Origin of the sequence: Vibrio navarrensis (assembly GCF_015767675.1) — a bacterium.
Lineage (GTDB): Bacteria > Pseudomonadota > Gammaproteobacteria > Enterobacterales > Vibrionaceae > Vibrio.
Window position 1 is genome coordinate 428,760 of the sequence record NZ_CP065218.1, and the last position, 17,983, is coordinate 446,742.

Annotated in this window: 18 protein-coding genes; 11 read left to right on the top strand and 7 right to left on the bottom strand. The window is 47.5% G+C overall.

Annotated elements, in window-relative coordinates; genetic code table 11:
- Window positions 1-27 precede the first annotated feature (27 nt).
- Together I3X05_RS18640 and I3X05_RS18645 are read left to right on the top strand one after the other, a co-directional pair.
- Window positions 28-744, top strand: coding sequence for an AzlC family ABC transporter permease (locus tag I3X05_RS18640; RefSeq protein WP_045570418.1), 717 nt, complete (start codon window positions 28-30; stop codon window positions 742-744).
- A complete protein-coding gene (locus I3X05_RS18645) occupies window positions 741-1,055 on the top strand; it encodes an AzlD domain-containing protein (protein WP_039427885.1) in 315 nt (104 codons plus the stop codon). Before I3X05_RS18640 ends, I3X05_RS18645 begins: the two co-directional genes overlap by 4 nt.
- Here the strand turns inward: I3X05_RS18645 and I3X05_RS18650 are convergent.
- Together I3X05_RS18650 and I3X05_RS18655 are read right to left on the bottom strand one after the other, a co-directional pair.
- Window positions 1,052-1,666: a fumarylacetoacetate hydrolase family protein gene (locus tag I3X05_RS18650; RefSeq protein ID WP_045570419.1), complete on the bottom strand. Its 615-nt coding sequence runs from the start codon at window positions 1,664-1,666 to the stop codon at window positions 1,052-1,054. The genes I3X05_RS18645 and I3X05_RS18650 overlap by 4 nt on opposite strands.
- 102 nt (window positions 1,667-1,768) lie before the next feature.
- On the bottom strand, window positions 1,769-2,227 hold the full coding sequence (locus I3X05_RS18655; protein ID WP_045570420.1) for a MarR family winged helix-turn-helix transcriptional regulator: 459 nt from the start codon (window positions 2,225-2,227) through the stop codon (window positions 1,769-1,771).
- Between the two features lie 105 nt (window positions 2,228-2,332).
- Between I3X05_RS18655 and I3X05_RS18660 the strand changes: the two genes are divergently transcribed.
- The 4 genes from I3X05_RS18660 (at window position 2,333) to I3X05_RS18675 (ending at window position 6,006) form a co-directional block, all read left to right on the top strand.
- A complete protein-coding gene (locus tag I3X05_RS18660) occupies window positions 2,333-2,755 on the top strand; it encodes an organic hydroperoxide resistance protein (protein WP_045570421.1) in 423 nt (140 codons plus the stop codon).
- Between the two features lie 244 nt (window positions 2,756-2,999).
- Entirely contained in the window at window positions 3,000-3,977 is a 978-nt protein-coding gene (locus I3X05_RS18665) for a porin (RefSeq protein ID WP_045570422.1), read from the top strand.
- A 399-nt stretch (window positions 3,978-4,376) separates the two neighbouring features.
- Window positions 4,377-5,258 (top strand): DMT family transporter, encoded by an 882-nt coding sequence (locus I3X05_RS18670; protein WP_045570423.1) that lies wholly within the window; start codon window positions 4,377-4,379, stop codon window positions 5,256-5,258.
- Between the two features lie 130 nt (window positions 5,259-5,388).
- Window positions 5,389-6,006, top strand: coding sequence for a glutaredoxin domain-containing protein (locus I3X05_RS18675; protein WP_045570424.1), 618 nt, complete (start codon window positions 5,389-5,391; stop codon window positions 6,004-6,006).
- 74 nt (window positions 6,007-6,080) lie between these two features.
- Here I3X05_RS18675 and I3X05_RS18680 read toward each other — a convergent pair whose 3' ends face one another.
- From I3X05_RS18680 to I3X05_RS18690, 3 genes are all read right to left on the bottom strand, one after another.
- On the bottom strand, window positions 6,081-6,215 hold the full coding sequence (locus tag I3X05_RS18680) for a hypothetical protein (RefSeq protein ID WP_264299426.1): 135 nt from the start codon (window positions 6,213-6,215) through the stop codon (window positions 6,081-6,083).
- 217 nt (window positions 6,216-6,432) lie between these two features.
- Complete coding sequence (locus tag I3X05_RS18685; RefSeq protein WP_045570425.1) at window positions 6,433-6,783, bottom strand: hypothetical protein; 351 nt, start codon at window positions 6,781-6,783, stop codon at window positions 6,433-6,435.
- 59 nt (window positions 6,784-6,842) lie between these two features.
- Window positions 6,843-7,997, bottom strand: a complete 1,155-nt coding sequence (locus I3X05_RS18690) for a multidrug effflux MFS transporter (RefSeq protein WP_193157778.1) — start codon at window positions 7,995-7,997, stop codon at window positions 6,843-6,845.
- Between the two features lie 142 nt (window positions 7,998-8,139).
- On the opposite strand from I3X05_RS18690, the gene I3X05_RS18695 reads away from it, so the two are divergent.
- Both I3X05_RS18695 and I3X05_RS18700 read left to right on the top strand, forming a co-directional pair.
- On the top strand, window positions 8,140-9,027 hold the full coding sequence (locus tag I3X05_RS18695) for a LysR family transcriptional regulator (RefSeq protein WP_045570426.1): 888 nt from the start codon (window positions 8,140-8,142) through the stop codon (window positions 9,025-9,027).
- A gap of 170 nt (window positions 9,028-9,197) precedes the next feature.
- A complete protein-coding gene (locus I3X05_RS18700) occupies window positions 9,198-11,021 on the top strand; it encodes a putative bifunctional diguanylate cyclase/phosphodiesterase (protein WP_337971409.1) in 1,824 nt (607 codons plus the stop codon).
- A 70-nt stretch (window positions 11,022-11,091) separates the two neighbouring features.
- Here I3X05_RS18700 and mepM read toward each other — a convergent pair whose 3' ends face one another.
- Entirely contained in the window at window positions 11,092-12,378 is a 1,287-nt protein-coding gene (mepM, locus tag I3X05_RS18705; protein ID WP_045570428.1) for a murein DD-endopeptidase MepM, read from the bottom strand.
- A gap of 104 nt (window positions 12,379-12,482) precedes the next feature.
- The gene (locus I3X05_RS18710; protein WP_045570429.1) at window positions 12,483-13,109 is read right to left on the bottom strand and encodes a hypothetical protein; all 627 of its coding nucleotides are present in this window, start codon (window positions 13,107-13,109) and stop codon (window positions 12,483-12,485) included.
- Window positions 13,110-13,379: 270 nt separating this feature from the next.
- Here I3X05_RS18710 and I3X05_RS18715 point away from each other — a divergent pair, with 270 nt between their 5' ends.
- The 3 genes from I3X05_RS18715 (at window position 13,380) to I3X05_RS18725 (ending at window position 17,895) form a co-directional block, all read left to right on the top strand.
- Window positions 13,380-14,048: a YoaK family protein gene (locus tag I3X05_RS18715; RefSeq protein ID WP_045570469.1), complete on the top strand. Its 669-nt coding sequence runs from the start codon at window positions 13,380-13,382 to the stop codon at window positions 14,046-14,048.
- Window positions 14,049-14,351: 303 nt separating this feature from the next.
- A complete protein-coding gene (locus tag I3X05_RS18720) occupies window positions 14,352-15,734 on the top strand; it encodes a YjiH family protein (RefSeq protein WP_045570430.1) in 1,383 nt (460 codons plus the stop codon).
- A gap of 289 nt (window positions 15,735-16,023) precedes the next feature.
- A complete protein-coding gene (locus I3X05_RS18725; protein WP_045570431.1) occupies window positions 16,024-17,895 on the top strand; it encodes a methyl-accepting chemotaxis protein in 1,872 nt (623 codons plus the stop codon).
- Window positions 17,896-17,983: the final 88 nt, after the last annotated feature.

Here is a 17,983-nt window from a genome sequence, read left to right on the forward strand (position 1 = left end):
GTGAGAAAAAACAGCAAAGAGTACACTATGGATATCAGTTTGACCTCACAACAACACGACTCACAAGCGAGACGATTCTGGCAAGGCACGATTGCCATGATGCCACTGAGTATCGCCGTTCTCCCTTGGGGGCTGCTTGCCGGCTCCTTCGCCATTGATTCAGGGTTGCATCCTTTTGAAGGACAAGCCCTGTCGGCGATTTTATTCGCCGGCTCGGCGCAACTGGTCGCAATGGGCATGATCAAAGCGGGCGCAGGGCTGACGACCATGCTGCTCACCACCTTTTTCATCACCTCTCGCCACTTTCTCTACAGCGTGTCGATGCGCAGCAAGGTATCTCCTTTGCCGCTAAGGTGGCGTTTGTCACTGGGTTTCTTGCTAACCGATGAGCTGTTTGCCCTCGTTGGGCATCAAAGCGAAAAGCAGTTTGATCGCTGGTACGCTCTGGGGGCAGGGCTTAGTTTTTATCTCTTTTGGAATCTCGCGACCTTTGCCGGCATTTTGGCGGGCAGCTTCCTACCTCAGCTCAATGAACTGGGTTTAGAATTTGCCGTCGCCGCCACCTTTATTGCCATCGTCGTCCCCGGGATCAAAAATCTGCCGGTCTTGCTCAGCGTCGTAACGGCCCTGCTGCTTTCGGTGGCATTGCACTTTTTTAAGGTCGAAGGCGCTTTGATGATTGCCAGTATCGGCGCGATGGCTGCTGGCTATTTAGCCGAAGAGCTTGGAGGTAAAAAACGATGATTTTATTGACTATTCTAGCCATGACAGCGTTAGTGTTTGCCAGCCGCTATCTGTTTCTCGAACCCAATCTGCCTTTGAAATTAGGCCAGCGTACGCAGCGCTTTTTGAGCTACGCCAGCCCAGCGGTTTTAACCGCCATCTGGGCTCCGATTGTCTTCTCCCCCGAGGGAGAGCTTCATTTGTCGCCGCAAAATCCGTACATTTTAGCCGCGCTGCTGGCGGCCTTCATCGCTTGGAAAAGCAAGAACGTGCTGCTGACGACTGTCGTCAGTATGGCGGTATTTCTGCTGCTAAAGCTGCTGGTGTTCTAGCTCGCCAGCCATTCGATTTCGATCAACGTATGCTCACCACATTTAAGGCGGCCCAAGAAAACGTCGCCTTTGTGTACCACTCCGACACCTTGCGGCGTTCCGGTCATGACGATGTCGCCATCTTGTAATGTCACATAGCCTTTCAGTTCGGCCAAGATGGCCTTTGGAGAGTAGAGCATCTGATTGACATGCCCTTTTTGCACTCGGACGCAGTTGATAAATAGCTCAAGGTTGAGATCGCCGACATCCAATCCGGCAAGTGAAACAAAACGGCTCATAACCGCGGAACCATCGAACGCTTTCGCCCGCTCCCACGGCAGCCCTTTCCCTTTCAAATAACTTTGCATCTCTCGCTTAGTGAGATCCAAACCGATACCAACGCCCGTATATTGGCCATCTTCCACCACAAAACAGATCTCAGCTTCATAGTGTAACGGCTCTTGATGGAATGAACTCAGGGAGGGAGTGACCGAAGTAGCTGGCTTGTGAAATAAAACCATCTGTTCAGGCAGCGCGTTATCTAACTCTTTAATGTGTTCGAGATAATTTCGCCCGACACAGAGCACTTTACTTGGCTGCAACTTTTTGTTTCCTAAATAGATAGGATGCATTTTTCTTCCCTGAATAAACTCAAAAAAAGGATTCTAAACCAGCCACTGATAAAGTGCTCAGAATTCAATCACAGAATGAAAGAAAATGAGATCGGCTCTCCATTAGCCCAGTTGGCCAATAACTCGCTCACACAACGTTTTCAAGGTGAGCAATTCGTCCAAAGAGAGATCAAACTTGCATTGCATCTCAAGCGGAATCGACAACGCCTGCTGTTTCAAAGCCTGCCCCGTATCGGTCAAGTAGAGCTCTCGAACTCTTTCATCATCCTTACCGCGACGCCGCTCTACGATGCCTTTGCTCTCCAAGCGTTTGAGTAGCGGCGTTAGGGTGCCCGAATCGAGATACAACTTTGCGCCGAGATCTTTCACGTTGATGCCGTTTTGCTGCCAGAGCACTAACATCACCAAGTATTGAGAATAGGTGAGATCGAGCTTCTCAAGTAACGGACGGTAAGCTCGAATGACGGCATTCGCAGCGCTGTAAAGCGAAAAACAGATCTGATTTTCCAGCAAAATGGCATCTTCTGCACCGCTCTGGCAAGTGGGGTTGGACTGAGACATAGAATCATCCTTTAAATAAATTGCGCACAATATACTTGCAAACAACTCAGGGATCGATATAAGATTGCAAGCAATTAAATTGCACACAATCAAAAGGAAAAGACGATGACAACACTGTATCAAACTACCGCAACCGCTTCTGCAGGCCGTAATGGCGTGGTCAGTACCGACGACAAGCTACTGGAACTGAACTTAAGCTATCCAAAAGAGATGGGCGGTAACGGAACGGCCACCAACCCAGAACAACTTTTTGCAGCAGGTTATGCCGCCTGTTTTTCTAATGCTATCTTACACGTCGCGCGCGAAGGCAAAGTGGCATTGAAACACGCTCCGGTAACGGCAACGGTTGGCATTGGTCCAAATGATCGCGGTGGATTTGCCTTAACAGTGGCTTTGAACACTACACTTGACTTACCTCAACAAGAGGCCAATCAATTGGTTAGCCTTGCTCATCAAGTGTGCCCATACTCCAATGCCGTGCGTGGTAACATTGATGTGAAAGTGATCGTTAACAATCAGCCACTTTAACTAAATCGGCCAGCATTTCTGCTGGCCGCATCTTCTTCGGTGAATCACCGCTTTACTTCTGCAAGCCTCTTTTTCTTCTTTTGCTCAGTGTCCCGTATAAAAACCAATCAATTCATAGATTTGAAATATATTCACAACCGAATTGTCATCAATCAGCCATCGATTGTTCATTTTCAACCCGTACCTTAGCCACATAAACAAAACGGGCAAGTAAGCCCATTGATTAAAAATAAGGTAACAGGTAATGAAAAAGGCAGCTCTAGCAACAGCAATTCTTTCAGCAGTGGTAACAGGTTCTTCATTTGCTGCGACAGTATACAGCAACGAAGGAACCGAACTAAAGATTGGTGGCCGCGTTGAATTCCGTGGTGACTTCATCGGCAGTAAAGGCGCTGAAATCGACGGTACGATGAAAGACAGCACTCGCGCTCGTCTCAACCTTAAAGGCAGCACCGATTTAGGCAACGGCCTAGAAGCTTTTGGTTTCTATGAAGCTGAGCAAGGTACTGGCAAAAGTACCTTTGACAACCGTTACATGTATGCAGGCGTGAAATCTGACGCAGGTTCGTTTTCCGTCGGCCGTCAAAACATGGCAGCAGTGATTGTTTCAGACCTAACAGACATGACTGAATTCTCTGGTGTACAGCAGTACATCGATTCATCATCAGACAAAACAGACAGCACTTTCGCTTACCGTGGTGCTTTTGATGCACTGCAAATCCAAGCGACTTACTCAGCGAAAAGCACAGACAGCACCGATTTGATGGGTGTCAGTGGCCTTTACTCACTGCCAATGGGCCTAGACTTAGGCTTGGCTTACTCATCTGGTGACCTCGGCAAAGGCGCTGGTAGCGAAAATCAAATCCTAGCGGGTGCGGGTTACACGCTCGATAAACTGTACCTCGGTGCCACTTACTCAACCGGTGATATCGATGATAAAGCGAAAAAAGAATTCACTGCCTACGAGCTTGTCGCGCAGTATAAAATCAGCAAACCCTTTAGTCTCGCACTGCTCTACACCTTCGCGGAAGAAGACAACAACGGCACGAAATCTGACGCAACTAAAGGTATTGAGTTGGCTGGTTACTACAAGCTAAACAGCAACTTCCGCACTTACGCGTCTTACTACATGAACCAAATGGATGAAGTAAAAGACACGACGACAGGCAAATTAAAAGAAGGTGAAGACACGCTTCGCTTGGGTGTACGCTACGATTTCTAATTGTCCTTAACACTTAGAGTCTTTAAGCCGGTCCAGTCACCGGCTTTTTTTATTTTCGAGCAACGATGGCGTCAATTGGTGGATAACAACTTGCCCTCGCTGTGCACCAAAGGGGATAGTTGAGCATGATCTTGGTGCAATTAACGGCATATCAAAATGGCTCTCCCTATAAATATCAACAACTTATAATCTGGCACGCATCATGCTCTTAGTAAAGTACAAATGCATGGCAGCGTTTGTGCTTCTCGTTCTTAACCTCTTAATCAGAGGTAACGTCCTTTAAATCGGCATTTGCCCCCTTCACTGGGGGCTTTTTTTATCTCGCATTTTGTAGGGAAACATTGGCTTACTCAGCGAGAAAACGTATGATTCTCAAACTTTTACCAACGTCAATTGTCTATGCAATCTCAACATCACCCCATTCGAGGCGCGAGTTGGATGTTAACCGCCGGGCTCGCTTTTGCTCTGGTTAACAGCCTTGCGCAAATTGCCAGTATCCATTTTGCCATTCCGTCCACCACCGTCGCTCTGCTGCAATACGGCATCGCGCTGCTTGTTATTCTACCGTATCTCAGAACCCTCGGTATCCGCCGTTCGCTGCGAACCTCGCACTTCGGTTGGCATGCCCTGCGTGTTTTTCTCTCGGTGATTGGTATCCAATTGTGGCTGTGGGCACTCGCCTATCCGGTGCCGATTTGGCAAGGCATTGCGCTTTTGATGACATCACCTCTGTTTGCCACTATTGGCTCAGGCTTGTTTCTCAAAGAAAAAGTTGGCCTCGCTCGCTGGGCCGCCACGTTAATGGGATTTGTCGGTGCAATGATCATTCTTGAACCATGGACAGATGATTTCAGTTGGGCGACCTTACTGCCTGTCGGCGCGGCCTTCTTCTGGGCATGTTATTCGCTAATGGTGAAAAAGCTCTCGGTGAATGATCCGCCTTCCACCATGCTGGTCTACTTACTGCTGTTGATCACCCCGTTTAACATTTTGCTCGCCTTGCCCGATTTTACCCTGCCAAGCAACACAACCATCTGGCTGGTACTTTTTGCCGCAGGCTGTATGACCGCACTGGCACAGTGGGCGGTGGTCAAGGCGTATGACAGCGCTGATGCCTCCTTTGTGCAACCTTTCGACCACGCGAAACTGCCGCTCAATGTCTTGGCCGGCTGGCTGGTTTTCGGCTGGGTTCCACCGGGCAGACTTTGGGTCGGTGCGGCGATCATTATCGCTTCCGTCGCTTTCATCACTCATTGGGAAAGTAAGAAAAGCAGACGGTGAGAAATCGCTACTAAGAAAACCGAAAGTAAGCAAAGCGATAATTTCTACTAGGCTGAAAGAAAAGGCAGACAAACTCGTTCTTATCCACAAGAAACTGATTAAGGCGAATAGCCAAATTAAGGAAACGCTCGTGAGTAAACCGATCATCATCACTTTGTATAAATGGGCTGGAAGTTGGGGCCCTTTTAAAGTCAATATCCCTTGTGGCGAGTGCACCTTAACCAAAGACATTCTCACTGACACCTTTGCCAACGAACTGGCAGACGTCCCCGTTGAGCTGGAGGTCAAGGATTGGCTTTCTCACTGGTGGGAACCGCTAAAACTGGGTGCTTGGCACGCACCGATTCTCGTGGTTGAAGGCAAAGTAGTCAGTCAGGGAGAGGCGCTCAACCGTGGCGTATTGGTTCAGTCAGTCATCGCCGAATGGTCCAAACGCGATACACTCAAAGGCAACATCGTCTACGGCAAAGCAACCTGCCCTTACTGCGTTAAAGCCAAGAAACTGCTTGATGATGCAGGCATAAAATACCGCTATCACGATGTGGTCAAAGAGAGTGCGGCCCTGTATCGCATGATACCTGAAGTAAAAGCCATCATCGGAGAGAAAACGCCTGTGACCGTCCCGCAAATATGGCTGGAAGGCAGTTACGTCGGTGGCTGCGATCAACTGCAACTCTGGCTAGAGCAACGTGGTTTAACCTCGTTGCCAGACAATGTGGTGGATATGAGTCATCAAACGGCTCACTAAGAGCCTAACTGAGCGAAAATAAAAAACCTGGCTAAAGCCAGGTTTTTTTGAAAATTTATTACAAATGAATGATCTTATTTTGCCATTTTTTTGAACATACGGCTGATCAAAGAGGCTTTCTTCTTGGTGCTTTTTCCGTACAAAGCGTTGTGCATCGCTTGTTTTGCCATCATTTGACCAATGTACGCGCCACCTAGTTCGTTACCCATTTTGCTTCTCCTCAGTTTTCTTTTCTCTCATTTATGTTGTAATTTTACTTCATATTCAGCTAATAACAAGCGTTAGATCACATTTATTTCGTAATTTTATTTCATGAGATGATAAAAAGATCTTATCGAAATGAGAAAAAGAGAGCAGCGTTGCAGTTATCAACAAAAAACGCCGCAGTGAACAACACGGCGGCGTTTTACGCAAAGGAAAAGGAGGTTAGCTGCGTTTGGGCTGCTGGTATGTTTTGCCTACCGCTTGGTAAGTATCCTTCGCTTTCACTTCAAACATGCTGTCAAAGAACCAAGCCGCAAATTTCACCAAGTGCTCACCTTCGTTCATGATGTGTTCTAGGTACTCGGTTTCTTCTCCCGCTTCATTTTCTTGGTAAGAAACGTGATAGATACGTCGCTCACCCTCTACTTCGGCCAAAACAAATTGCCCCGTGAGGGATTGCGCTGCCTGCGAAATTTCTTCATCGTCCGACGCTTTTAGCAATTCCAGCGCTTTTGGTAGGTTTTCTTGCTGGCAAAGCGCTTTCACCAGTTGTTCAAATTCGTTCTGTTGCATCAATATGCCCTTGTGAAGATTTGCGCGCATTGTAGTAATGCCGCTCGGTAGAATCAAGCTCACACTTGTTGTACTTCGCGAGCAACAATAATGCGGCGATTAAAAAGCAGCACCGCAAAGCAACCACTTGCCACCATCAGATAGAACAGCCCAAGCTGTGTTTGTGTGGCAATGCAGTGTTCCACCAAAAATCCGCCCAACAACGCGGCAACCGACATCTGTACCGAGCCAGAGAGCGCAGACACCGCGCCCGCTTTTTGTTTGTGTGGCGCTAGCAGCAAGCTGATCGACAACGGAAATGACAAGCCTTGAGCGAAACTCATCAGAGTGAAAGCGCCCACAAGGCTCGCCACACTCAGCGGTAAACTCATGAGTGCAAGCCCAGCCAGTACAATCAGGGTAAAACTGAATCCTAGTACGCTACGGATAGTAAAACGGCGCAGCAGAATATTCACCGCAACACTGCCACAAAGAAGCCCGACGGAGGGAACGATCATCAAGCTGCCGTAATCCGCGGCCGATAAACCGAGTTGATTTTGCATCATAAAGGGGAAAATCGATAAGCTGACCAAACTCGCTAAGTAACTCATCCAGTTAAAACTTGCACTGCCCAAAACTTGTGGGCTGGTCAGTAGCTCACGATAGATCGCAACCAGGCTCAGCGGACGAAAACGCGTTTTCGCATACGGCAAAGTTTCCGGTAAGACAAAATAACCCAGCGTAAAGATTGCCAGCAGGTAACATAGCACAAACACAAACACCGCTTGCCAACTAATATGAAAGGCTATCCAACCACCAAACACAGGGGCGATGATCGGCATAATTGATGCGGTTACCGAAATGTACGACAGCGCTTTAGTCAGTTGATCCCCTTCGTAGCTGTCACGCAACACAGAGCGCCCCAGCACCGATGCACTGCCCGCCCCCAATCCTTGCAGTAGGCGCCCAAATTCCAACGCCTCCATACTGGAGGAAAAAGCGATACAGACTAAGGTGCCCAAGAGATATACCCCTTGACCCACAATGAACACCGGGCGACGACCAATCGCGTCCGAGAGCGGCCCGTAGAAGAGTTGCGAGAAGCCAAAACCGAGTAAAAACAGCGTCACCAATTGCTGCACACTGGCTTGCGCCAAGCTGAGTTCAGCACTGATCATCGGCAGCGAAGGCATGTAGATAGCCACTCCAACCTGCCCAGTTGCAATAATCATCATCGCCAAAAGTAGTGGTGTTTTACGCAGCCGATTTTGCACTTTACTTCTTTCTCCCTCAAACTATCGTCGCAGTGTATATTGCTTATGATTTGATGATAATCTAGGAAACTGGAAAGAAATTAATTCCTAGAGAGAATGAATAATGGATTGGATCCAAAGCGTACAGAGTTACATCAAAGTGGTGGAGGAAGGCAGTTTTAACGCTGCGGCGCGAAAGCAGAACACCACCAGTTCGGCGATCAGCAAACGCATTCAATGGCTAGAAGATAAAATTGGCGTACAACTGTTAAAGCGCACCACGCGTTCGATCAGTCAGACCGAAGCCGGCGCACTGTTCTATCAACGTGCTAAAGTGCAAATGGAAAGCTGGCAATCGGTGTTAGACGAAACACGTTCCGTCAACCAAAGCCCAGCAGGTCTGTTGAAAATTGGCGCGACCTTATCGGTAGGTTCTAAGTTTCTGGTTCATTATCTTGATGATTTTCTTGAGAAATATCCAGACATCAAAATTCAGCTTTTTACCACGTTACCCGGCCAGTTGCCGGAGCTGAGTTTGGATCTGTTTATCAGCCGTGAGTTGGAACAGTTAAACTCGCTCAGCTTTATTGCCACACCCCTATTTGAGCACAAGGCAACATTTTACGCCGCCCCTGCCTATCTAGCCAAACATGGCACTCCGACCTGTGCAGACGATTTGTTGCAACATAACGTACTCATCTGGGGGGAGAAGCCGAGCCGAGAAGTGAAAATCAACAAAGGAAAACGTCTGACTCTCTCTGGCAATTTCTCTACCACCAACCCAGAAGCGCTTTTTCATGGTGCCAAGCGAGGCATGGGCATTTTATTGAGCAATAACGTGATGATCAAAGATGAGTTAAAACAAGGCACACTGGTGCGGGTTTTGCCTGAAATCACCGCCGACGAATCAACTGTCTATGCTTACTATCCAAAACTCGACTTCCAGCACACACGAACGAAGCTGTTTATCGACTATCTAAAAGAACGGTTGGAACAAGAAAGATCCAGTTGAAGTGTATTTTTACCTGATGGGAAAACAGTGGCTTAGCGGCTAGGCAGACAATCAACGTTGCAAACTTTGCAGACCTGTACAATATTTAACACGATGCATAAAGTAATGATTTTGCAAATCTGTGCACCAATCACAACTCGTGAAAACTATTCAGGCAGAGATAACGTCAGATGAAAAGTTCAACCTTGGAAGCTTGCATTGAACTCGATACGCTCATCCAGGCTTTGTCCCTCGATGGGAATGAGTTACTGCACCAAGTTACTTTAGAACTGCAAAGAAAGTTTGCTGCTTACTCAACTTGCATCTTGCAGGTTGATTTGCATAGCGGTCACACCAGTATTAAGTCTTGCACCAAACGCGACTCGGATTCCGATCTTGCTCACCCTACGCCTGAATCGTTAGAGAGAGTCGCACTGGCCATCACTGAGTATTGTCTTAGCCACGCGAGTTGTTACTGCTCTGCCCCTCATTCTGCGACGCTCACAGCGATGGGAATCAAAACCTTTGTTGGCATTCCACTTCACGCACCCAATGGTGACATTATGGGCATGTTGATTTCCGTGTATGATTCCCCACCGCAGGAAACGGTTAACCTGATTAAGCACCATCAAGTGTATGCCAAACTGGCAGCACAAAGCCTACGTGAACAGTGGCTAACGGCACGCTCTGATCAGTTGGTCAATCAGCTCAGTTATGAGGTCTCTCATGACAATCTCACCGGATTGGAAAATCGCAGTAGTTTGAGTGATACCTTGGAGACGCTAACCGAGCAGACCGAGATCCCGTTTTCTTTGGTCTACTTAGACATTGATAACTTCAAGCTGATCAATGATATTCACGGTAACTACATCGGCGACCAGATCCTTAAATTTACTGCGAATGCGATTCGTCAAGTGCTGCCACCGCCGAGATTAGCCTATCGAATTTCTGGTGATGAATTTGCTCTTATTACGTTCGCAGCACAGCCGGAAGAGGTCTGCCAGCAAATTTTGGACAACCTCTCACCCGGGTATCAAGATAAATGCAACCATGTCAGTTTTGATGTCAGCATAGGCATCGCAAAAGCAGCAAACAAACGAGTCGTGAGCGGCGACGAGCTGATCCTCAACGCCACCTTGGCGATGAAAGAGTGTAAGAAACATCCTCAAGAACGGATACGCTGTTACGACACGCATCTCAGTGCGCACTACCACCGTAAGTCACAATTGATTGAAGCCATTCGCGAACAGCTCTCCTTGCCTGTAGAAAATAGCCAGGAGTTTTATGTCGTGATTCAACCCATTGTTAACATCAATAACAAACGCTGGGACTATTTTGAAGTGCTCGCTCGCTGGAACAGCGCTGAGTATGGTGCCGTATCACCTGTTGAGTTTATCGACGCGGCAGAGCAATCTGGCTTAATCACTCAACTAAGCGAACGCATTATCGAGCTGGCGTGCCAGAGTAAAGTGTGGCTGGAAAATGAGCTAGGTTATCGAATCAAACTCGGTGTTAACTGCTCAGCCTATGAGCTGGTCAACGACCAACGCTATCTGGCTTTTCTCGATGCCATGATGCGCAAATATCACCACCATCCAAAAGATTTTGTCATCGAGTTAACTGAGACAGTTTTGCTAACTCAATCTGGCAAAGAGCAGCTTTTACTCGATGCACTAAGACAAAAAGGCTTTCAAATCGCACTGGATGACTTCGGTACGGGCTACTCCAGTTTGAATTACATCTACAGCTACCCCATTGATGCCATTAAAATTGACGCCAGTTTCGTGCGCAATATGCTCAGCAACCAAACTGCCGAGCGTGTGGTTTGGTTGATTATTCAACTGGCTAGCCAACTGAATGTCGATCTGGTCGCAGAAGGGGTTGAAGACGAACATGAATTGAACAAACTGGTCGAAATGGGCTGTGAGCGTATTCAAGGTTACTACTACTCCAAACCGCAAAAACCGCAGGAAATCATCGCCAGATTGAAGGCGCAAAACGCGCGCAGTGCCTAAACGGAAAGCTTGTCCAAACAGATCAAAGGGGCATACGCCCCTTTGCTATTATCATTTGCTCGCAATCCGATCATATCGCCTGCGGCGTTTGCTCTCGCAAAATAGAATCCACTTCTTTCACCGTTGCTAAGAAAGATTTCATTTCCTTACTCGGCACCGAACTGGCCATTGGGATATTGGCCTTCATCGCATTAACCGGGCGATTGTGCTCCAACAGTTCATAGTGAAGATGCGGCCCGGTCACTCGACCTGTATTACCAGATAAACCAATTTTTTGCCCACGCGACACTTTTTGTCCTTTACGCACAAGGATCTTGCTTAGATGCAAATAGCGTGTTTTGTATTTGCTGCCGTGTTCAATCACCACATAGTTACCGGCAAATGGGTGATTGCGCACCATAATGACCGTTCCATCGCCTGTCGACATCACGGGGGTGCCAATCGGCGTGGCAAAGTCCGTTCCATTATGCGGAGCAACACGTCCAGTGACAGGATGCAAGCGACGTGGATTAAACTGCGAGCTCAAACGCCAATTACGTGCAACGGGATAACGCTGGAAGGCTCGTTGCAAGCTCTGCCCTTTGGCATCGTAAAACTGGCCATCCGTGTGTAGATAAGCGCTGATTTCACGCCCACGGTTGTAAATTTTGATCGCTTCTAGCTGACGCTTGCCACTGTCGATGCCATCGATATATTGCATCCGCCGCACCACTTCAAATTTATCACCAACGCGCAGATCTCGCGTAAAATTCAATTTCTCTCTCAACAAAGAAACCACTTGATCAATTTCTGTACTAGTCAATCCTAGGCGATTGGCCGAAGTAGAAAAACTGCCTTCAATCGTTCCTGTCAGCGGTTGCTGCCGCCACTCGCCGGGAAGGTTAACCTGCTCAAAATCAAAAGCGCCGTCGCTGTTGCGCACGTAAACCGCTTTATCTGCGATGCTGAACTCCAGCTCCATTTTATTGAGCTCACCGGTCGCTTCATTTCTCCAGAATCTCAGCGTATTACCGGGTTTTAAGGTATCAAGCGCCAGATAGTTTAAGTCGGTTTCCATCACTTTCATCATCTCAGCGTAGCCAAAACCAAGCTGGGTAAAAATTGAGCTGAGGTTGTCACCGCTTTTTATCTGGTATTCAAAACTGGGAGGAATCATCCAACCGTCTGACTTATTGGCTAACAGCGACTCAACCACTTGGCTCGTCTCGGGTAAATTGAGTTCAATCGTGCGAGTGAGTTTGGATTGAGGTAATGACGCGGCAATACCGACAATTGCCACCAGCGGTAGAGAGAACATCATCCACTTCTTACCGCTGCTGCGTTGAGAAACACGTCTGTTAATTAGTTGGGAAGACACGGCCTTACTATCTCCTGCTGAACAGGCTTCACAGCTTATGCATTTCTTATTGAGAAATCACCATGAAATTGCCATTTTTAGCACAAAAGTTCGCTAAAAAATGATTATTTATATTGTTTGAGTTTATTTGTCACTCGCTCATATTGCCGTGTCACTCGGTCAAGCGGTTGTTCTACATAGGGTTGTTGCGCCGAATGTTGCAAAAATCCCACTTCAATACGGCCATTCTCGGCCAACAGAGTCCCTTTAATCTGGATACGATCGCCAAGTAAAACCGCATCCGTCATAATCACTCGTCGCGGCTGCGGGTCATATTTAAACAATCCCAAATAGTAAAAACGGCCGCTTCCCTGATTACTGACCATCAATGGCGCAGTAAACCAGGTTTCTTCATCCGAACTGAGATCCAACTTAAACTTAGTAAACAGCGTGACGCGACCTCTCTCCATCCCCGCGTCATACGGACCTGATGCCACACCATTTGCACTGTCATACTCATCAATAAAGGCAAATGCTTTGCTCTCGGGCACATTGAGGGTCAAGGGATTGGGCGTTGAGATCCCAAGCCAAGCGTAAAGCAGCGCATCACGTTCTATCGGTTGATTGGGAAACTTTGCCATTATGTCATCGTCACTGAGGCTAAAGCGGTAAACGCCAGCCACAGTCACTACCGCCAACATCGTGATTGGGACGAGCAAAATTAATGGAATAGGCAGTCGGCGTCTTTTCATCTTTCTAACCGGCAAATTTGAGTTAGGCAGACCTTAAAGCTCTTTCTCACAATGATCAAGACGACAAAGCGGCTCAAGATGACAAAGCGCCGCTCAAAAAGAGCGATCCATGCTTTGGCTCGTTTCTGTGGCATGAAATCATTGACCGCTCAAATTTTGATATAAAAGTTCAAAATTACTTGAGAAGGATCAACCACCAACAGCTCGTACCACTTTAACTTGGCGCACGCAGCGCTATAATCACTACCTTAGTCCTTGAGAGAGATGACCGTGATTTCTAGATTGCCTCGTTGGGTTGAATTTGGTGCCTTCCTACTGGCACTGTTGGCTGGCTGCGTGAACGCTATTGGTCTGATGGGATTTCAACACCAAGCGATTTCACATCTCTCTGGTACGGTGACGCTGCTCGGTAGCAGCTTTCTCACTGACACCACCGATACTTTTCACTTGGTGCTGATTATCGTCAGCTTTTTATTAGGCTCAACCTTCAGCGGTTTTTTTATCGAGAGCAGCGCATTAAAACTTGGCCGCCGCTACGGTGTGGCACTCTGTATTGAAGGCTTTTTGTTAATCATGTCACTCGGATTTTTGGTAAATGGTCATATTTACGGCCAATATTTAGCCTCTGCAGCATGTGGATTGCAAAACGCGATGATCACCACCTTCAGCGGCGCAGTGGTGCGCACCACGCATATGACAGGGGTGATAACCGATCTCGGCATCATGATTGGCGAAAGCTTACGCGGCCAACAGTTTGATAAGCGCAAAGCCAAGTTGTTCCTATGCATATTCTGCGGTTTCCTCCTCGGCGGCTCGGTTGGCGCTGTTAGCTTCCTTCATTATCAACTCTACGCATTAATTTTCCCCGCCAGTTTGGCGATTACCATCGCGTTCGCCTACTGGATCTACCTTTACCTCAATCGAAACAGGGCTAATTGACAGAGTTATCGGCTATTTTTGGCCCCTTCCCGCAGACGAAATCACAAATTTTTGCATCAGATGAAGCGCCCCAAACTCAAAATGATACAATTTCCTAACATTTAACACATAGTCAATACAATACTCTGATTTCATATTGCTCATCGGATGTTACGCCTGAATATTTAGGGTATTTTGTTGAATAGTATTGCATCGAGGTGCGTTTGCGAGTACTCTCGCGCACTCTGTGATTAAACACAGACGTTTAGTGAATATCTATTCTCCAGAAATGGAAGTATTGACTAGTAGTAACATGAGAAACGTATGACAGAAAACACCAATACTGCCACGCTGACCAATGGTGAAGTGGCTGGAAAAAACAACTTTTGGAAATTTTTCATTCCTTCGCTTATTGGCCTACTTCTTTTTATGGCTCCAATCAGCTACCAAGGTGAACTAACCATCCCAGTGGCGATTTTAGCCAAGCTGGTTCCCGCTTTGTTGGGAGATCATCTTGTCGCACTCGTGACAGCAATTATCGCTTTTATGGCTGTAGCCTCTCTTGCTACCAAACTTTTCCAGCCAGCGAAGATCGTCAAAAACGCGTTTCTCAACGGCCTGTTTAACCCAAGCTCGCTATGGCTATTAGTTCGCCTTTTGGGCGGTGCGGCCGTGGTGATGACTTTTTTCCAAGTTGGGCCAAAAGCGATTTGGGAAGAAAACACCGGTGGCCTAGTCCTGACTAGCCTGCTGCCAACTCTGTTTGCGGTGTTCATCTTTGCGGGCATGCTACTGCCACTGCTGCTTAACTTCGGTTTGCTGGAACTGTTTGGCGCGCTGCTGAGCAAGGTGATGCGTCCTGTATTTAACTTGCCTGGCCGCAGCGCTATTGACTGTATGGCTTCTTGGCTTGGCGATGGCAGCGTGGGAATTTTGCTCACCAGCAAGCAGTACGAAAGTAAGTTCTACACGCAACGCGAAGCGGCAGTCGTAGGCACCACTTTTTCTGCAGTGTCCATCACCTTCAGTTTGGTCGTGATTGCCCAAGTGAAACTGGAGCACCTGTTTCTGCCATTCTACGGCGCTATCTGTCTTGCGGGTATTGTTGCCGCCATCATCATTCCTCGCTTACCGCCACTGAGCATGAAGAAGGATCGCTACATCGATGGCAGTGAACCACACGCTGACGCCAACGCGGTGCCAGCGGGTCATACCGCATTTAGCTGGGGCATGGAACTGGCTCTGGATCGCGCTGGCAAAGTGACGTCGGTAAAATCTGTGGTTGCTGAAGGCATCCGTAACGCAGTGGATATGGTGTTTGGTGTACTACCCGTCGTGATGGGATTAGGCACCATGGCGTTGATCATCGCTGAATACACTCCTGTGTTTTCTATTCTTGGCCAGCCGTTCATCCCATTCCTTGAGCTATTGGGTGTACCAGAAGCCGTTGCCGCATCTGAGACCATTGTTGTTGGTTTTGCCGATATGTTCATCCCGGCCATTTTGGCGGCGTCTATTGATAACGAGATGACTCGCTTTATCATCGCAGCCATGTCGGTCACTCAACTGATTTACATGTCTGAAGTTGGCGCGCTACTGCTCGGCAGCAAAATCCCAGTCAATATTGTTGAGCTGTTCGTGATTTTCATTCTGCGCACACTCATCACTCTGCCAATTATTGCTGGCGTGGCGCATTTGATTTTCTAAGCACATATCACTGCATGCAAAGCCTCGTTGAATACGAGGCTTTCTTGTATTTGAGACGTTGAGACTTCTCATCTTTGTGACGTCCACTTAGCTATCAATCCACTTAATATTCAATCGGATGCAAGAGAAGCCTATCAAAGTCACAAAAACAGGACCGACATCTACAAATATTTGCCTAGCTTGGAAAAAAGTAACAAATTGTACTTAGGTATACGGCGCAAATGCCGATAATACTTCTACAATTAATAAAAAATTACAAAGCTTGCTGGAATTAAGTTAGGGGATTTATATGAAATTCAGTCATAAAGTTGTAGCAGCCTCTTCTGCGCTGTTGTTAGTGACTATATCCTTGCTGTCACTTAAGCAAATTTACACTGTTCGCAGCACCATTGAAGAACACGTAACTAAAAGCCTAGATGAGATGATAAGCAGTGTACGCAATACCGTAATATCGGAGATGGAAGCGCGTAAGATGCTGGCTCAATCCACCACCGAAGTGATTGAGATTTCGCCATCCGACAAAACCTATGTCAAAACCATTCTTGAGAAACCAAAACTGAAATCCAGTTTCCTTGCGGTGGGTTTCGGCTACGAGAAAGATGGCTCCGTGGTTGAAAACGATGACGGCTGGGATGCTGGCCCGGATTACGATCCTCGTAAACGCCCTTGGTATATTGATGCCAAAAACAAAAACCAGTTGATCGTCACCGCACCTTATATTGATGTTTCCAGCAAAACCGTGATCATTTCGGTTGGTACTCCTGTGAAAGAGAATGGCCGTTTCGTCGCTGCCATGTTCTATGACATGAAACTGACTAACTTGGCCAATCTGGTCAACCAAGTTAACCTGTTTGACGCGGGTTATTTGTTCCTCGTCGCCTCCGATGGCACCACCATTGCTCACCCAGAAGCAAAAAATAACGGTGAGAAGCTGTCGAGCTATTTACCGCAAGTGCAGCTCAAAGAAGGCTCGCAAGAGTTTGAGCTCAACGGTACTCGTTATCTGGTTGAATTTAGCAAGATCCCAAGTGAAAACTGGTATATCGGTGCGATTGTAGACCAAGATATCGCTTTCTCAGCAGTCAACTCTCTGCGCAACAACTCCATGATTTATGCTGTGATTGCCTTAATCCTCAGCTTGACCGCGCTTACCATGCTGATCCGCTTCTTAATGCGCCCACTGGATGCATTAAACGCGGCAATTCAAGATATGGCTTCTGGTAACGGAGATCTGACTCATCGCCTTGATACCAATACCGATCAAGAGTTTTCACAGCTTGCGGCAGGCTTCAATACGTTTACCGCCAATCTGCAAAAGCAAATCATTGAGTCGAAAGAGATCGGTGTAGAAATTCGCCACGGTACGGAGCTGACGGCAAGCGGTGCTCGAGGTTCTGCCGAAGCAATGAGTGAGCAATTGCAAGAGCTTGAACAACTGGCTACCGCGATGAATGAGATGGCCGTAACCGCAACCGAAGTAGCTAACAATGCTCAAGGCGCAGCGGCCGCAGCGCAAGAAGCCGATGATGCCACACAGCAAGGAGCCAACGTGGTCAATCAGTCAACCGATTCCATCAACCTGCTGTCGCAACGTATTGATATGGCAGTTGAAGAGGTGCACGGATTGGAGTCCGCAACTGCCAATATCGAAACCATTTTGAAAGTCATCAACGACATTGCCGACCAAACCAACTTGCTAGCGCTTAACGCGGCGATTGAAGCAGCCCGCGCGGGTGAATCCGGCCGTGGCTTTGCCGTGGTTGCCGATGAAGTGCGTACCTTGGCGCAAAGGACTCAACAGTCTACGACTGAAATTCGCAACATGATCGAGCAACTTCAATCGGGCGCGTCTTCTGTGGCTGGTGCGATGAAAGAGAGTAAAAACAGTGCAGTTGACGCGGTGGAAAAAGCCAACTTGGCGCGTAACTCTCTGCAACGTATCCGTGATGCGATTCAACGAATCACCGATATGAATATGCAAATTGCCTCCGCTGCTGAGCAACAAAGTTTGGTCGCAGAAGAGATCAACAGCAACACCGTCAACATCAAAGATCTCTCTACACAGGTAGCAGGTGAAGCGAGAAATGCCAACCAATCGATGCAAGTTCAGACGGACAACGTGCGTAAATTAGACGATATTCTCAACCGTTTTACTGTCTAATCATCATAGAAAAAGCGAAGGATTCTCCTTCGCTTTTTTTTCGGACAAAAAATACTTTATAAATTAGATATTACTAAATAAATAACTG

Excerpts from the sequence above, each read along its gene's own strand:
- I3X05_RS18640 (WP_045570418.1), top strand. The coding sequence starts at position 28 with ATGGATATCAGTTTGACCTCACAACAACACGACTCACAAGCGAGACGA.
- I3X05_RS18645 (WP_039427885.1), top strand. The coding sequence starts at position 741 with ATGATTTTATTGACTATTCTAGCCATGACAGCGTTAGTGTTTGCCAGC.
- I3X05_RS18650 (WP_045570419.1), bottom strand. The coding sequence starts at position 1,666 with ATGCATCCTATCTATTTAGGAAACAAAAAGTTGCAGCCAAGTAAAGTG.
- I3X05_RS18655 (WP_045570420.1), bottom strand. The coding sequence starts at position 2,227 with ATGTCTCAGTCCAACCCCACTTGCCAGAGCGGTGCAGAAGATGCCATT.
- I3X05_RS18660 (WP_045570421.1), top strand. The coding sequence starts at position 2,333 with ATGACAACACTGTATCAAACTACCGCAACCGCTTCTGCAGGCCGTAAT.
- I3X05_RS18665 (WP_045570422.1), top strand. The coding sequence starts at position 3,000 with ATGAAAAAGGCAGCTCTAGCAACAGCAATTCTTTCAGCAGTGGTAACA.
- I3X05_RS18670 (WP_045570423.1), top strand. The coding sequence starts at position 4,377 with ATGCAATCTCAACATCACCCCATTCGAGGCGCGAGTTGGATGTTAACC.
- I3X05_RS18680 (WP_264299426.1), bottom strand. The coding sequence starts at position 6,215 with ATGGGTAACGAACTAGGTGGCGCGTACATTGGTCAAATGATGGCAAAA.
- I3X05_RS18685 (WP_045570425.1), bottom strand. The coding sequence starts at position 6,783 with ATGCAACAGAACGAATTTGAACAACTGGTGAAAGCGCTTTGCCAGCAA.
- I3X05_RS18690 (WP_193157778.1), bottom strand. The coding sequence starts at position 7,997 with ATGATGATTATTGCAACTGGGCAGGTTGGAGTGGCTATCTACATGCCT.
- I3X05_RS18695 (WP_045570426.1), top strand. The coding sequence starts at position 8,140 with ATGGATTGGATCCAAAGCGTACAGAGTTACATCAAAGTGGTGGAGGAA.
- I3X05_RS18700 (WP_337971409.1), top strand. The coding sequence starts at position 9,198 with ATGAAAAGTTCAACCTTGGAAGCTTGCATTGAACTCGATACGCTCATC.
- I3X05_RS18710 (WP_045570429.1), bottom strand. The coding sequence starts at position 13,109 with ATGAAAAGACGCCGACTGCCTATTCCATTAATTTTGCTCGTCCCAATC.
- I3X05_RS18720 (WP_045570430.1), top strand. The coding sequence starts at position 14,352 with ATGACAGAAAACACCAATACTGCCACGCTGACCAATGGTGAAGTGGCT.
- I3X05_RS18725 (WP_045570431.1), top strand. The coding sequence starts at position 16,024 with ATGAAATTCAGTCATAAAGTTGTAGCAGCCTCTTCTGCGCTGTTGTTA.